Below are 14,698 nucleotides of genomic sequence, written 5' to 3'. Positions count from 1 at the left end.
CGGGAAACACGACATGAACTACCGCAGCATCTTCGCGACGCTGGCCCTGTGCCTGACCTTCGACGCACGCGCCGCGCTGATCCACCAATATGAATTCAACGGCAACCTGGCGGACACGCTGGGCGGCCCGGCCCTCGTCGCCAACGGCGGCAGCGTCGCGGCGGGCCACTACGGCTTCGCCGCCAACCAGGGCCTGCGCCTGCACGGGAACCTGGGCGCGACGTACACGATCGACATGCGCTTCCGCTTCGATACGCTGGGCTCCTGGCAGAAAGTGGTCGACTTCAGCGGCCTGCTGCAGGACTACGGTTTTTATACGTCCGGCAGCGGCTACGACCTGTACAACTACGGCGGCAGCTTCGGCCACCTGACGGCGAAGCAGGACACGCGCCTGACGCTGACCCGCGGCGCCGACGCCGCCTTCCGCATTTACCAGGACGGCGTGCTGGTGGGGACCGTGGCCGACAAGCAGGGCTATGCCGACTTCGCCGGCCACGACGCCAACTTCTTCCGCGACGACCGCGGCCTGAACGAAGCGGCCGCGGGCTCGGTGGACTTCATCCGCATCTACGACAACGTGCTGACGCAGGCGCAGGTCCACGCGCTGGCGGACCCGTCGCAGGTGCCCGAGCCGGCCGGCGGCACGCTGATGGTCATGGGGCTGTCGCTGCTGGGGCTGTCGGTGGGCAAGGGACGGCGGCAGCGCCGATAACGGCACGCTCAGGGGAACCGCAGCACGTCGGCCGCCACCGTGGTCCCCGACAGCGGCAGCAGCGGCGGCAGGCCGGCGGGACGGGGCGGCAGGTCGCGGGCGGGCAGGCCGGGGATGCGTTCCTGGACGTACACGAGGAACGGCGGATCGCCCTGGAAGTCGAACGCGAAGCGCAGCGTCTCGTCGCCCATGCCGTGCAAGGCGAGATGCCAGCTGAAGCACGATTTCTCCGTCAGCACGCGGCCGTTGACGCTCGTGCGCCACGGGCACGCACCCTGCACGCGCACGACGATGTCGGGCGCGCGGTTGTTCGAGCGCAGCGTGAATTCCACGTGGCGCCGCCGGGGGCTGCGCTCGTCCTTGTCGATGACGAGGCCGGGCCACGCGATGCTGTCGTCCTTCTGCGCCGCCGCGTACCACACCGGATCCGCGTCGGGCCCGAACAGGTAGGGTAGCGGATACGGATGCATGGTGTTGGGGAAGACCTGGCGCGTCCACGCATCGAGCGGCCCGGCCGGATGCAGCCAGAACGCCTGCCAGCTCGGGGTGTCCTTGTAGTACACGAGCCGGTTCGGCGCCGGCAGGTCGGGCACGTTCGGCACGGCCGCATACGCCATGCCGAACGAGACGCCGGCGCCGGCCAGCAGCGGCCGCACGAGCCAGCGCCGCGCGAGCGCATCGAGGGCCATGCCGCACAGCCCCGCCAGCAGGCACACGAGGCTCGAGGGCAGCACGAGCCAGGCCGGCGTGAAGAACGCGAAGCTCGCGCACACCGCCGGCAGCAGCAGGACGAGGGCCGGCAGCGCGCCGGCGACCGCGATGGCCGCGCGCCGGGCCGGCGCCCACGCGCGTGCGCCCATGAGTACGAGCCATGCGGCCTGCCCGGCCAGCAGCGGCCACGCCAGCACGTAGCTGGCGCCGGGGGCGCGTACGCAGGTCGCGACGAGTGCGACGTCGGCGGCGAGCAGCACGCCCAGCGCCGTCGCCGCGACGCCGAGCCGCCGCTGCAGGCGCCGCTGCAGCGCGATGAAGACGGCGGCCGGCACCAGCATGAAGGCCGCCAGTTGCCAGCGCACGCCGCCGTCGTCGGCGAGGACGGCGGCCGGATAGCGGGCCTGCAGCACCGGCAGCGCCTCGCGGCACAGGTACGCGGCGAAGGTGGCGCAGATCGTGATGAACAGGACGCTGAACATGGCGTCGACGATGTCGGTCGCGGAGATGCGGTTGCGCAGGGCCGCGCGGCAGGCCCAGGCGCCCAGCGCGCAGCAGAGCAGCGCCAGCGGCCAGGTCAGCCGGGCATCGTAGTGGACCATGCCGGCGAGCGGCAGCGCGAAATACACCTGGCCGTGCGGGGGAGAAACCAGCGCCAGGTTGGCGTTGCCGAGGCGGCGCAGCAGCGCGAGCATCGTCTCGCCCTCGTGCTGCAGGCTCGCGCTGGACAGGCGCTGCGGCACGTCGTGCATGCCTTCCCGGCCCAGCGGTCCCTGCGTCGTCGCGAAGTGCAGCACGGGAAAGGCGCCCGTCGCCAGCGGTGCGGCGCCCCCGCTTTGCGGCAGGCGGTCGTACAGCTCGGCCATGAAGGACGAGCCTTGCGGTTGCGGCGCCGCGCGCGCCCACGCGTCCAGCGCAAAACCGTCCGCGTGCGCCGCGTCGATCAATTCCAGCGGGCCGCGGTTGCCGGCATTGTCGAAGCGCAGGGCGACGCGCACCTGCTTCGCCCACGGGTGCGATTGCATGAAGGCGCGCGCGCCCATCGCCTGCACCGTGTCGGCGTCCGTGAAGACGAACAGCAGGTCGTTGTCGAGCGGCGGCCCGGCCTGGAGGGCGCGCATGGTTTCCAGCAGCGCGGCGGCGGACGCGCCGCCGTCGGCCGCGCCGGGCGTCGGCGCGGCGGAATCGTAATGGACCATGGCCAGCACGGCGCCATGGCGCGCGCCGCCCCGCTTGCGCACGACGATGTTGCGCGCGGTCGCCATCGTGCTCTGCCCATGCGACATCCAGTCCCACGACGTCGCGGACACGGTATCGACCTGGACCTCGGGTTCGAGGCCGAGCGCGCGGATGCGCGCCAGCAGGTACTCGCGCGCGCGGGCGTTCGTGACGCTGCCGGCCGGACGCGGCGCCCGCGCGAGCACCTGCACGTGCGCCTGTGCGCGCGCCGCGTCGAACCCGGGGACGAACGGGCCGGTCGGCACCGGCGCCGCGCGCGGCTGCAGCATGAGCCAGGCGAGGAGGAAGGCCAGGCCGCAGGCCGCCCATACGGCCAGTCGAGGTACGTGACGCATCGTGCGTCTCCCTTTGATCGCCACCAACTAGTCGAGCTTCCAGACGAAGGCCAGCTTCGCCCAGCCGGCTTGCGCGACGCCGTTGTTCGTCGCGGGCTTGAATTTGCACAGCGTCAGGGCATTGATGGCGGCGCGATCGAGGTCGCGCGACCCGCTCGATCGTTCGATGCGCGAGGAACTCACGCGGCCGTCGGCGCCCACGAGCAGCGCCAGGGTCGTGGTCCCGGTGTCGCCCCGGCGCGCGGCCGCGGCCGGATAGTCGGGCAGGGCGCAGCCATTGGCGTCCGCGAGCACCGCCGTGCGCATCTGGCCCGGGTTGGCGCTGGGCGTGGCCGGCGTGTCCGGCACGGGGTCGGACGGCATGGCCGGGAACGGCGACGGGTCGGATGCCGTGGTCGCCTGGATGGGACTCGGCACGGGCGGCGGGGCGACGTCCACCTCGACCTTCGGCACCACGACGTCCGGCGGCGCCAGTTGCTGCGTGGGCTTCGGCGGCTCGGGCGGCGGTGGCGGCGCCGGGCGCTCCGGCTCGATCATGACGAGCACCTGTTCCGGCAGGCTGGACAGGGAAATCTTCTTCGTGTTGATGCTGTGGATGAACACGGCGCCGAGTGCCACGTGCAGGGCGGCGACGAGGACGAATTTCGCGGCTTTCGCATCGGGGCGGTTGCCGCTCGGGAGACTCGTGAATTGCATGGCCATCCTCCTTGTTGTTGTACCGGCGTTGCCGGAGGTAAAACGGAGTGAAGCGGAAAATCCATCAAACGGAATGAATATATGCTATTTGCTAGCAATCGGCAAAGCTATTTCATGGCAATGTATCATTCCACTTTATTGCCGTGGCCGTCTTGACAATTTGGAAAATGAATGCTTGCCGCCTCGCGCCCGGTGCTGTTGTGTGGAATAATCGTCTCTGTGCTTTCGCCTGAAAGCAGAAGTAGCCTGGAGAATCGAACGTGCAGAAAGAGCAAAAGCCGATCCGCGTGATGCTGGCGGACGACCACCCGATCGTGATGACCGGGTTCGCGATGTCGTTGTCGGCGCAGGGAATGGAAGTGGTGGGCCAGGCCAAGAGCCCGAGCGAGGCGGCCGCGATGTATGCGGAATTCAAGCCGGACGTGGCGGTGCTCGACATCCGTTTCGGTACCGAGCTGACGGGGATGGACGCGGCGCAGAACATCCTCCGGACCGACCCGAAGGCCAAGATCGTGTTCCTCAGCCAGTTCGACCAGGACAGCCTGATCAAGGAAACCTACCGCCTGGGCGCGCACGCGTTCGTGACGAAGGATTGCGACCCGGCCGACCTGGCCGATGCCGTGCGCCACGCGCACGCGGGCAAGCTGTATTTCCTGCCGCAGATCGCGGAGCGCCTGGCCAGCCTGGCCGTGCGCGGCGACGTCTCGCCGCAGTCGCAGCTGGACGAGCGCAGCCTGGAGATCTTCAAGCTGATGGCCGAGGGCCTGACCAATATGGAGATCGCCGAGCGCCTCAACCTGTCGACCAAGACCATCAGCAACATCAGCCAGTCCGTGAAGGAGAAGCTCGGCGTGCACCGGCAGGCGTACATCACCAAGCTCGCCGTCAAGCATGGCTTGATCGAGCCCTGACCCGTTTCGTTGCCGTGTTGTCGTCCGTGCTCCGGTTTGCAAACTTGGGTTCCCGCCTGCGCGGGACCGACGGTGCCTGCGTCCGCACGTCGTCCCCGCGCAGGCAGGGACCCAATGTGGCGCTGGCGCTGGCCGCCCTGATGTTGACGACGTCCGCGCACGCGTTCTCCACCCGCGACATCAAGCCGGAACCCGTGCAGGGCTACCGCTTCCAGGTCGTCACGACGGACGACAGCGCCATCACGCGCCGCATCGTGGACGACATCACGCGCCGGCTCGTGCCCGTGTTCGCCGTGTTCCGCACCGAACTGGCCCAGCACCGGCGCATGCTGTACGTGACCGTCGGTCCGGCCGCGCTGCGCGAGGTGGCGCAACGCCGCTGCGACTGCGTCGTCGTCTCCACGTTCACGTCGAGCCAGGTCGTGCGCTCCATCCTCGGCACGCTGCCGCCCGCGCGCGCAGCAACGTTCACGGCCGTGTACGCGGAACCGGCGCCGGTCGACCAGCTGCGCCTCGTGGCGCTGCTGTACCGGCGTCCCGTGCGCGTGGCCGCCATCCTCGGTCCGGACACCGCCTTCCTCAAGCCGCTGCTGGAGGGCGAACACGTGAACGTGCTGGAGGGCGATTCGGACGAGGGCATCAACCGCCTGCTGGGCCAGATCGCGCAGACCGACGTGCTGCTGGCGCTGCCCGACAGCGCCGTCTACAACACGGAAAACTTCCGCAACATCCTGCTCTCGGCCTACCGCAAGAAGCAGGGCGTGATCGGTTTTTCGGCCGACATGGTCAAGGCGGGCGCGCTGGCGACGACGTATTCCGAAGTCGAGGACATCAACGCGCAGGTGGCCGAGATCGTGGCCAGCTACGTGGCCGGCGGCGAACTGCCGCCACCCCAGTTCCCGCGCTATTTCCACACCATCGTCAACGAGGGCGTCGCGCGCTCGCTCGACGTCGAGGTGCCCGACAACGTGCGCAACTTTGCCCGGCCCGCGCCGGCCCGCCAGCCATGAAACGCCCCGCCGCCTTCCGTGACGCCTCGCTGCGCGCCGCCAAGCTGCGCTCCGCCACCTTGCGGCCCGCGAAGCTGCGCCCCGGCGCGCTGCAGTTCTGGCGCGGCTGGAGCATCGGCCTGCGCATGGCCTTCATCACCATGCTGCCGGTGACGCTGCTGTTCACGTCGTTCGTCTGGTATTCGTGGTACGCGCACCGCGCCCAGGTCGACGAGGAACTGGCGGAACGCGGCCGCATCCTCGCGCGCGCGCTCGCGGAGACCAGCGAATACAACGTCATCTCGGGCAACCTGTCCGACCTGCGCCTGACCATCAATGGCCTCGTGCAGTCGGACAGCAGCGTGTACCGCATCGACGTCGTCGACATGAACGGCCAGAACACGGTGTTCGCCCTGTCCGAGCACCCGATCGAGGCGGAGGGCCGCTCGTTCGAGGCGCCGATCCGCAAGCAGGTCGTCTGGATCAACCTGTTCTCGGACAACGGCACGCCGCACGTCTCCGCGTCCAGCGACACCCGCCCGCCGACCTTGACGACGGAAGTCGTGGGCCTCGTGCGCGTGACGATGTCGCCGACGAACATGCTGGCCAAGCAGCTGCACCGCTTCCGCGTCGAGCTGGCGATGGCCGCGCTGGCGCTGGCCGCGAGCGGCGCGCTCGCGTACATCCTCGCGCGCAGCCTCACGGTCCCGCTGCGCGAGGCGATCTCCGTGCTGCGGCGCATCCGCGGCGGCAATTACCGTGTCCAGCTGCCCGTCACGACGGGCGGCGAGGTGGGCGAACTGCAGGCGTCGATCGGCGAGATGTCGGTGGCGCTGGACCAGTCCAAGCAGGACCTGGAAAACAAGGTGGCCGAGCGCACGCGCGACCTGCTCGCGTCGCGCAACGAGGCGCTGCGCGCCGACGCCGACAAGCGCAAGCTGATCCAGAAGGTCAACAGCATCATCGAGGAAGAACGCAAGAGCATCGCCGTCGAGATCCACGACGAGTTGAACGCGTCCCTGATCGCCGTGCGCCTGGAATCGCAGACGATCCAGCAACTCGCGGCCAAGGTCACGCCGGGCGACGAGATCGACCAGATCCGCGCCAAGGCGCAGGCCATCACCAAGCTGGCGCTGGACCTGTACGCGAACGGCCGCCGCCTCGTGCGCCGCCTGCGTCCGGAAGTGCTGGACATGCTGGGCCTGCACGGCGCCGTCGAGGAGATGGTCAGCCACTACCGCAGCAGCTCCGGCGTGCACTTCGAATTCGAATCGCAGGGCGACTTCTCGAAGATCGGCAACGAGCTTGCCATCTCCGCCTACCGCATCGTGCAGGAAGCGCTGTCGAACATCATGAAGCACTCGCAGGCCGGCTTCGCGCGCGTGAGCCTCGCCCTGTCCGACGAGGACGGCGCGCTGCACATCGAAGTGCAGGACGACGGCGAAGGCTTCGACCCGGCCGTCGCGTCGGAAGGCATCGGCATCATCGGCATGCGCGAGCGGGTGTTCGCCCTCGGCGGCAGCATCCACATGCAGTCGCGCCCCGGCGAAGGCACCCTCGTCGCCATCACCCTCCCGCTCAGCGACGTGGCGACTGCCTGAAAGCAGTTAACTGGGGTAGAGTAGCGACCTCAGTCTTCCACTTGCTAGCAAACCACGACCATGCTCAACGCATTGCAGACGCCTTTCGAGAAGGGCAACCAGAATCAGACCACGACCTGGTCCGATTGCATCGCCTGGTACGACAACCTCGCGCACCAATACCCCCAGGTGCTGCGCTTTTCCGTGGTCGGGACCTCCGACGCGGGCGTGCCGATCCACGCCGGCGTGATCTCGGCCGACGGCGTGTTCGACCGCGCGCACATCAAGGCCGCGGGCCGTCCCGTCTTCTTCAACAACAACGGCATCCATCCGGGCGAACCGGAAGGCGTCGATGCGTGCATGGCGCTCGTGCGCGACCTGTGCCAGCAGCCGGACCGCCTCGCGGCATTGGGCAGGACCGTGTTCCTGTTCGTCCCGCTGTACAACGTGGACGGCGCGTTCAACCGCGCCAATACGTCGCGCGTGAACCAGGACGGCCCGGAGTCGTTCGGCTTTCGCGGCAACAGCCGCCACCTCGACCTGAACCGCGACTTCGTCAAGTGCGACACGCTGACGGCGCAGACGTTCAATAAACTGTTCACGGAATGGGACCCGGACGTGATGGTCGATACGCACACGTCCAACGGCGCCGACTACAGCTACACGATGACGCTGATCCCGACCCAGGCCGACAAGCTGGGCGGCGACCTCGGCACCTTCCTGCGCGACGAGATGCTGCCCGCGCTGTACGCGGAGATGGACAGGCGCGGCTGGCCCACGTGCCCGTACGTGAACCCTGTCAAGGACACCCCGATCGAGGGCATCGCCGACTTCCTCGAGACGGCGCGCTTCTCGACGGGCTATGCGGCGCTGCACGACACGATCGGCTTCATGCCCGAGACGCACATGCTGAAACCGTTCGCCGACCGCTATCACTCGATGCGCGCGCTCGTCGAGACGGCGCTGGACTTCACCGTCGCCCACGGCGACAGGATCGTGCAGATGCGCCGCGCCACCCGCGCGGCCGGCCGCACGCGCCGCGAATGGCCCGTGCACTGGGCGATGGACGAGGCGAATCCGTCCACGTTCCGCTTCAAGGGTTATGCGGCGAAGTACAAGGCCAGCGTGCTGGGCGACTACCAGCGCCTGTACTACGACCGCAACGAGCCGTTCGAGCGCGACATCGCGCACTACAACCGCTTCCCGGCCGACGTGGTCGTACCGGCACCGAAGGCCTACGTCGTGCCGCAGCAATGGCGCGAAGCGATCGAGCGCCTGCGCTGGAACGGCGTCAGGCTGGAGCGCGTGGATGCCGAGCGCACGCAGGAAGTCTCCGTGTACCGCATCGCGGCGCTGACGACGCGGCCGCACGCGTACGAAGGCCACATGTTCCACGACGACGTGCAGCTGGAGCGCATGCGCGAAACCGTCACGATCCGCGCCGGCGACTACCTGGTCCCGCTCGACCAGGACCAGGCCCGCTACGCCGTCGAGACGCTGGAACCGCAGGCCCACGACAGCTTCTTCCGCTGGGGCTTCTTCAACAGCGTGCTGGAAAAGAAGGAAGCCTATTCGAACTACGTGTTCGAGGACGAGGCCGAGCGCCTGCTGGCCGCCGAGCCCGAACTGGCCGCGAAGTTCGGCGCGTGGAAGGCCGCCAATCCGGACCTGCTGAAGGACCAGGGCGCGGTGCTCGACTTCATCTTCGCCAACTGCGCGCGCTGGCGCGAGCCGGAGTGGCGCCGTTATCCGGTCTTCATGATCGACTGATTCACCTGGGGAGAAAAAATGAACTACAAGATCGCCGCCGCACTGGCGCTGCTGGGCGCCGCCTCCGCGGCGTCGGCCGCACCATCCGCGGGCCAGACCTATTTCGAACAGAACTGCGCCAGCTGCCACACGGCCGATGCCGCCATGGGCTCGCGCGCGGGTCCGCCGCTGTTCAACGTCGTGGGCCGCAAGGCCGGTTCGGCACCGGGCTACAACTACACGGATGCGCTGTCGAAGGCCGGCGCGGCCGGCAAGACGTGGACGCGCGCGGAGCTCGACGTCTTCCTGCGCGACCCGACGAAGGATGTGCCGGGCACCGCGATGCCGATCGGGATCGCGGACGCGAAAGCACGCGGTGCCGTGATCGACTATCTCGCCGCGCAAAGCGGCAAATCGGCGGCACCGAAAACCGCCGCGGCGACGGGCGCGCGTACCGGCGCCTGGACCGACGACAAGCCGGGCGACGTGCACCACATCACGGTCGACCAGCTCGTCGCACCGTTTGCCAGCGAGAGCGCGGGCAATGGCCCCAAGCTCGCGAAGCGTCCGGACGGCGCGCTGCCGGCCGTGCCGAAAGGCTTCAAGGTCAGCGTGCTGGCCGATACGGGCAAGGCGCGCTACGCGCTGCGTGCGCCGAACGGCGACATCATCCTGGCCGATTCGGGCAAGGGTGAAGTCCGCATCCTGCGCCTGTCGGCCGACGGCGCCAAGGTGGGCACGGACAGCGTATTCGCAACGGACCTGTCGCGCCCGTACGGCCTCGCGCTGTGGCCGGCCGCGAATCCGAAATACCTGTACGTGGCCAACGCGAATTCGGTCGTGCGCTTCCCGTACGCCGCGGGCGACCTGAAGGCGAAGAGCAAGCCCGAGACGATCGTCGAGAAGATCGTCGACGGCCTGGGCAACCACATCACGCGCTCGCTCGCGTTCTCGCAGGACGGCAAGACGCTGTTCGTGTCGGTCGGCTCGGCCACCAACGTCGGCGAAGGCATCGGCGCCACGCCGCCGCAGCCGCTCGCGCAATGGGAAGCCGCGCACGGCCTGGGCGGCACGTGGAACCAGGAGACCGACCGCGCCACCGTGCTCGCGTTCGACCCGGACGGCAAGAACCGCCGCAATTACGCGAACGGCTTGCGCAACTGCGTCGGCATGTTCGTGCATCCGGACACGGGCGACCTGTATTGCAGCGTCAACGAGCGCGACGAACTGGGCGACAACCTGCCGCCGGACTACGTCACGCGTGTGAAGCGCGGCGGCTTCTACGGCTGGCCATGGTACTACCTGGGCGCGCACGAAGACCCGCGCCTGAAGGGCGTCCGCCCGGACCTGAAGGACAAGATCACCGTGCCCGACACGCTGATCCAGGCGCACTCCGCGCCGCTGGGCATGACCGTGTACCACGCCCCGGCGGGCGCGAAGCACGCGTTCCCGAAAGAGTACGACGGCGACATCTTCCTGGCGCTGCACGGCTCGTGGAACCGCGGCATCCGCACCGGCTACAAGGTCGTGCGCGTGATGATGAAGAACGGCGCGCCGACGGGCCAGTACCAGGACTTCATGACCGGCATGGTGCTGTCCGACCGCGACGTGTGGGGCCGCCCGGCCGCGGTGACGGTGGCGGCCGACGGCGCGCTGCTCGTCGTGGATGACGGCGGCGGCGTCGTGTGGCGGATCGTCCCGGCGGACAAACCGTAAAGGCCGCGGCCACCGCGCTTGTCCTGACCGTTGGCGTCCGGGCGCAGGCCGACGTCCAGGACATCGAGGAAGCGGTCCGGATCACGCTCGCCGGCCTCGCCGTCGCCGTCACGTTCGTGGCCGGACGCGAATCGTAGGGTGGGCGGCCCTCCGCCCACGCGTGACGCCAACACACCGCGAGCGTCCGCGTGGGCTCGGGCGCGTGACGCCAACATGCCGCGAGCGTCCGCGTGGGCTCGGGCGCGTGACGCCAACACGCCGCAAGCGTCCGCGTGGGCTCGGTGAGCCCACCCTACGTGAAATCACGGAACGCGTTCCGTGATTTCACTTGCTCTCGGCGATCCAGCGATCGACCTTCTTTTCCAGCAGCGCCAGCGGCAGCGTGCCTTCGCCCAGCACGATTTCGTGGAACTTCGGCAGGCTGAATTTCGGGCCGAGTTCCTTTTCCGCGCGGGCGCGCAGTTCCTGGATCTTCAGCGCGCCGATCTTGTAGCCCAGCGCCTGCGCCGGCCACGCCATGTAGCGCTCCGTCGCATTGCGCGCGTCCGCTTCCGTGTAGCCCAGCGTCTCGCGCATGTACTGGATCGACTGCTCGCGCGTCCAGCCCTTCGCGTGCATGCCCGTGTCGACGACGAGGCGCACGGCGCGCAGCATCTCGTCGTTCAGGTGGCCGAAGTAGTCCTCGGGCTTGTCGAACAGGCCCATCTCCTTGCCCAGCGTCTCGGCGTACAGCGCCCAGCCTTCCGTGAACGCGTTGTTGCCGCCGAACTTGCGGAAGTTCGGCAGGCCCAGCTCCTGCATCAGCGCGATGTGGAAGTGGTGGCCCGGCTGGCCTTCGTGCAGGAACAGCGTGACCATGCCCGTGCTGCCGTACTGCTTCGGGTCGTTCACGACGGACCAGAATACGCCCGGACGCGAGCCGTCCACGGCCGGCGGCGTGTAGTGGTCGGACGCGGTCGCGCGCGACAGTTCCGGTTCCAGGCGCAGGTCGAGCGGCGTCTTCGGCCGCAGCGAGAACAGCGCCGGCAGCTTCGCCTGCAGCACCGTGTTCAGGTGACGGTAGACGTCGATGATCTCGCCCTCGGTCTTGAACGGCTTGTACTTCGCCTGTTCCGACACCCACACCGGCAGGCCGGCCGGCGGGCCGTCGTAGCCCATCTTCGGACCGATGCGCGCGAACTCGCCCTGGATGCGCGCGACTTCCCGCAAGCCGATCTGGTGGATCTGTTCCGGCTGCAGGTCGGTCGTCGTCTGGCTCGCGACGCGCGCGAGATACCAGTCCATCCCCTGCGGCAGCGCGCTCCAGCCCGTGCTCGTGCGGCAAGCCGGCAGGTAGTCGTGCTCGATGAAGTCAGCCAGGCGTTTCAAAGCCGGGTTCAACTTGCCGTCGATGGTGCTGCGATAGCTGGCCGTGAGTTTCTTTTTATCGGCGTCCGAAAAGCCCGCCGGGAAGTTCTTCACGGGCGAGTAGTAGATGCTGTCCTCCGCCTTCGCGGCCACCAGCTGCTTGAACTGGGGCAGGGCGGATTCCATGATCGCCTTCGGCTGCACGATCCCGCGCTTCATCCCTTCGCGCATGTTGGCGATGGCCTGGTCGATCCACGGGGCGAGCTGGTTCAGGCGGCTCAGGTAGGCCTGGTAATCCTTCACGGTGACGAGCGACTGCGCCTGCTGGCCGCTGCTGTAGTTCGCGAGCGTGATCGGCAGCGCGTCCATCTGGTCCAGCGGCAGCAGGTACTCGGGGAACGGCTCGAAGCGCAGCGCGGTCTTGAGCTCGTAGTCGAGGATGTCGTAGCTCGTCTGGTCGCGCTGGGACAAGCCGTCGCGCGGGATCGCGTGCAGGCGTTTCAGGTAGCCCTTGTACAGCGCGTACTGGTGGGCGATGTTCTTCGGTGCGATCGTCATGCCGATCTGGTCGGGGAAGCGGTTGTCGCCGCTTTCGCCGGCGGCGACGGGATCGAAGCGCGCTTCCGCGTCCCAGTAGTCGTCGGCCAGTTTGTTCAGCTGTTTCGATGCGGCGCTGGCGTTCGTGGCGCCGGCCGTGGGCTTGGCCGCGGTGTCGGCGGCGAGGGCCGGCGCGCAGGCGATGAGGCAGGCGGCGGCGAGGGTGCCCAGCTTGAGAGTCTGTTTCATGGATGTTCTATGTGATGACGAAAGTAGGGGGCGGCCCTCCGCCCACGCGTGGCGCCAACATGCCGCAAACGTCACGCGTGGGCACGGCGTGCCCACCCTACGGGATTTAATAATTGGCCAGCGGCGCCAGTTGCCCGCCCTTGAAGGTGTAGACCGTGACGGCCGTCTTCTTCAGGTTGCCGCTCGCGTCGTAGCCGTACGTGCCGGCCACGCCCTGGTAGCTCATCGTGTGCAGCTGCTTGCCGACGGCCGCGGCGTCCGTCGTGTTCGCGGCCTGCATGGCGCGGGCGATGAACATCGTCTGGTCGTAGAACGCGGGCGCGTACACGTCCGGGTCGCGCTGGTAGCGCTGTTTGTACCTCGCCTTGAACGCGGGGCCGTTGGCCTGCTTGTCGAGCGTCGCGCCGGCCTGCGCGCACATCACGTTCTCGCCGACGGCATCGCCGCCCAGCTTGGCCATCTCGGGGCTGCACAGCGTGTCGCCGCCCAGCAGGCGCACGTTCGCCATGCCCAACTGCTTCATCTGGCGCGCCATCGGTGCGCCCTGCGGCGCATAGCCGCCGAAGAAGATGGCGTCCACTTTTTTCGCGCGGAACGCGGTCAGGATGGCGGAGAAATCGCTCGCCTTGTCGTTGGTGAATTCGCGGCCGACGACGGTCACGCCCGCGGCGCGCGCCTGCTTCGTGAATTCGTCGGCGATGCCTTGGCCGAACGCGGTGCGGTCGTCGATCACGCCGACGGTTTTAATCTTGAGTTCCCTGGCGGCGTACGACGCCATCGATGCGCCCACCTGGGAATCGCTGGCGACGATGCGGAACACGTTCGGGTAGCGCGCCTGCGTGATCTTGGGGCTCGTGCCCACGGTCGACATCAGGATGCCGGCATCGTTGTAGACGCGCGAGGCGGGGATCGCCACGCCCGAGTTGTACGGGCCGAGCACGAACTTGACGCCGGCGTCGGCGAACTTCTGCGCCACGCTCACGCCGGCTTTCGGGTCGCCCTGGTCGTCTTCCGACAGCAGTTCGAATTTCAGCGTCTTGCCGCCCACCTTGAGCCTTTGCGCGTTGAGTTCCTCGACCGCGAGGCGCACGCCGTTCTCGTCGTCCTTGCCGGCGAAGGCGTTGGAACCCGACAGCGGGCCGCTCACGCCGATGCGCACGACCTGGTCCTGGGCGCGCGCGGTCGTCCCGGTCGCGAGCAGGATCGCCGCCAGCGCCAGGGTTTTGATGGTTGATGCCATTCCGTTGTCTCCGTTGTTAATCAACGGCCGCCATCATCGCATGGGGATCTCAAAAAACCTACTGCGCGTTGCCCGGTCGCCCTGCGATGCTCCGCTACGGCGGACCGGCTGTACGTCCGTACAGCTGCGCTTCTCGGACAACGGTGCTGCCGCTCGCGACGGTTTTTTCGAGATCCCGCTGAAGTGTGCAAACTTCAGGCGGGCAGCCCGTGCGTGATCAGATCCAGCGGCAGCGCGGTGGTGCACTTGATCTGCTCCATCGAGAACGCGGAGGAGACGCCGGACAGCTGCGCGGTGCGGATCAGTTTTTTGTAGAAGCGGTCGTAGCCGTCGATGTCGGTCGTGACGACCTTGAGCAGGTAGTCGACGTCGCCGCTCATGCGGTGGAATTCCAGGACTTCCGGCAGCGCGACGACGGCGGAAGCGAAGCGCTCCAGCCATTTTTCGTCGTGCTCGTTGGTGCGCACGCTGACGAACACCGTCACGGGCAGGCCGACCTTGTGCCGGTTGACGATGCTGACCCGGCTCTCGATGTATCCCTCTTCCTCCAGGCGTTTGACGCGTTTCCAGCAGGGGGTGCTGGAGAGCCCGACCTTTTCGCTCAGGCCGGAAATCGACAGCGTGGCGTCGGCCTGCAGGGCGGCCAGGATCGCGCAGTCGTATTTGTCGAGTGAATTCATCTTGTCC

Annotated in this window: 12 protein-coding genes; 7 read left to right on the top strand and 5 right to left on the bottom strand. The window is 68.1% G+C overall.

Annotated elements, in window-relative coordinates; all coding sequences use genetic code 11:
- The first annotated feature begins 13 nt into the window (after nt 1–13).
- Nucleotides 14–712 carry a LamG-like jellyroll fold domain-containing protein gene (locus ACL58G_RS02810; RefSeq protein WP_440965049.1) on the top strand — a complete coding sequence of 233 codons (699 nt, stop codon included), beginning with the start codon at nt 14–16 and terminating at the stop codon, nt 710–712.
- An 8-nt stretch (nt 713–720) separates the two neighbouring features.
- On the opposite strand, the gene ACL58G_RS02805 is transcribed toward ACL58G_RS02810, so the two are convergent.
- Both ACL58G_RS02805 and ACL58G_RS02800 read right to left on the bottom strand, forming a co-directional pair.
- Nucleotides 721–2,997: a M28 family peptidase gene (locus ACL58G_RS02805; RefSeq protein ID WP_440965047.1), complete on the bottom strand. Its 2,277-nt coding sequence runs from the start codon at nt 2,995–2,997 to the stop codon at nt 721–723.
- Nucleotides 2,998–3,024: 27 nt separating this feature from the next.
- Nucleotides 3,025–3,693, bottom strand: coding sequence for an energy transducer TonB (locus ACL58G_RS02800; RefSeq protein WP_440965045.1), 669 nt, complete (start codon nt 3,691–3,693; stop codon nt 3,025–3,027).
- A 260-nt stretch (nt 3,694–3,953) separates the two neighbouring features.
- Between ACL58G_RS02800 and ACL58G_RS02795 the strand changes: the two genes are divergently transcribed.
- From ACL58G_RS02795 to ACL58G_RS02770, 6 genes are read left to right on the top strand one after another with little or no spacing between them, the layout of a single operon-like run.
- A complete protein-coding gene (locus ACL58G_RS02795; protein WP_229412145.1) occupies nt 3,954–4,604 on the top strand; it encodes a response regulator in 651 nt (216 codons plus the stop codon).
- A gap of 44 nt (nt 4,605–4,648) precedes the next feature.
- Entirely contained in the window at nt 4,649–5,614 is a 966-nt protein-coding gene (locus tag ACL58G_RS02790) for a hypothetical protein (RefSeq protein ID WP_440965044.1), read from the top strand.
- On the top strand, nt 5,611–7,194 hold the full coding sequence (locus ACL58G_RS02785; protein WP_413386048.1) for a sensor histidine kinase: 1,584 nt from the start codon (nt 5,611–5,613) through the stop codon (nt 7,192–7,194). Before ACL58G_RS02790 ends, ACL58G_RS02785 begins: the two co-directional genes overlap by 4 nt.
- Nucleotides 7,195–7,254: 60 nt before the next feature.
- Complete coding sequence (locus tag ACL58G_RS02780; RefSeq protein ID WP_440965041.1) at nt 7,255–8,943, top strand: M14 family zinc carboxypeptidase; 1,689 nt, start codon at nt 7,255–7,257, stop codon at nt 8,941–8,943.
- Between the two features lie 18 nt (nt 8,944–8,961).
- Complete coding sequence (locus ACL58G_RS02775; RefSeq protein ID WP_440965039.1) at nt 8,962–10,638, top strand: PQQ-dependent sugar dehydrogenase; 1,677 nt, start codon at nt 8,962–8,964, stop codon at nt 10,636–10,638.
- Nucleotides 10,608–10,775: a hypothetical protein gene (locus ACL58G_RS02770; protein ID WP_440965037.1), complete on the top strand. Its 168-nt coding sequence runs from the start codon at nt 10,608–10,610 to the stop codon at nt 10,773–10,775. Before ACL58G_RS02775 ends, ACL58G_RS02770 begins: the two co-directional genes overlap by 31 nt.
- A 187-nt stretch (nt 10,776–10,962) precedes the next feature.
- On the opposite strand, the gene ACL58G_RS02765 is transcribed toward ACL58G_RS02770, so the two are convergent.
- The 3 genes from ACL58G_RS02765 to ACL58G_RS02755 form a co-directional block, all read right to left on the bottom strand.
- Complete coding sequence (locus tag ACL58G_RS02765; protein ID WP_413386052.1) at nt 10,963–12,771, bottom strand: DUF885 domain-containing protein; 1,809 nt, start codon at nt 12,769–12,771, stop codon at nt 10,963–10,965.
- A 106-nt stretch (nt 12,772–12,877) separates the two neighbouring features.
- Nucleotides 12,878–14,011 carry a branched-chain amino acid ABC transporter substrate-binding protein gene (locus ACL58G_RS02760; RefSeq protein WP_440965035.1) on the bottom strand — a complete coding sequence of 378 codons (1,134 nt, stop codon included), beginning with the start codon at nt 14,009–14,011 and terminating at the stop codon, nt 12,878–12,880.
- Nucleotides 14,012–14,205: 194 nt separating this feature from the next.
- Nucleotides 14,206–14,691: an Lrp/AsnC family transcriptional regulator gene (locus ACL58G_RS02755; protein ID WP_413343381.1), complete on the bottom strand. Its 486-nt coding sequence runs from the start codon at nt 14,689–14,691 to the stop codon at nt 14,206–14,208.
- Between the last annotated feature and the right edge of the window lie 7 nt (nt 14,692–14,698).

The organism is Massilia sp. GER05, assembly GCF_052056005.1.
Classification (GTDB): domain Bacteria; phylum Pseudomonadota; class Gammaproteobacteria; order Burkholderiales; family Burkholderiaceae_D; genus Telluria; species Telluria orientalis.
This window is presented reverse-complemented; position numbering and strand designations above follow the sequence as displayed.

Bases quoted from the DNA above. Each gene is read 5' to 3' on its own strand.
- ACL58G_RS02760 (WP_440965035.1), bottom strand. From the start codon at position 14,011: ATGGCATCAACCATCAAAACCCTGGCGCTGGCGGCGATCCTGCTCGCG.
- ACL58G_RS02780 (WP_440965041.1), top strand. From the start codon at position 7,255: ATGCTCAACGCATTGCAGACGCCTTTCGAGAAGGGCAACCAGAATCAG.
- ACL58G_RS02775 (WP_440965039.1), top strand. From the start codon at position 8,962: ATGAACTACAAGATCGCCGCCGCACTGGCGCTGCTGGGCGCCGCCTCC.
- ACL58G_RS02800 (WP_440965045.1), bottom strand. From the start codon at position 3,693: ATGCAATTCACGAGTCTCCCGAGCGGCAACCGCCCCGATGCGAAAGCC.
- ACL58G_RS02765 (WP_413386052.1), bottom strand. From the start codon at position 12,771: ATGAAACAGACTCTCAAGCTGGGCACCCTCGCCGCCGCCTGCCTCATC.
- ACL58G_RS02755 (WP_413343381.1), bottom strand. From the start codon at position 14,691: ATGAATTCACTCGACAAATACGACTGCGCGATCCTGGCCGCCCTGCAG.
- ACL58G_RS02785 (WP_413386048.1), top strand. From the start codon at position 5,611: ATGAAACGCCCCGCCGCCTTCCGTGACGCCTCGCTGCGCGCCGCCAAG.
- ACL58G_RS02805 (WP_440965047.1), bottom strand. From the start codon at position 2,997: ATGCGTCACGTACCTCGACTGGCCGTATGGGCGGCCTGCGGCCTGGCC.
- ACL58G_RS02810 (WP_440965049.1), top strand. From the start codon at position 14: ATGAACTACCGCAGCATCTTCGCGACGCTGGCCCTGTGCCTGACCTTC.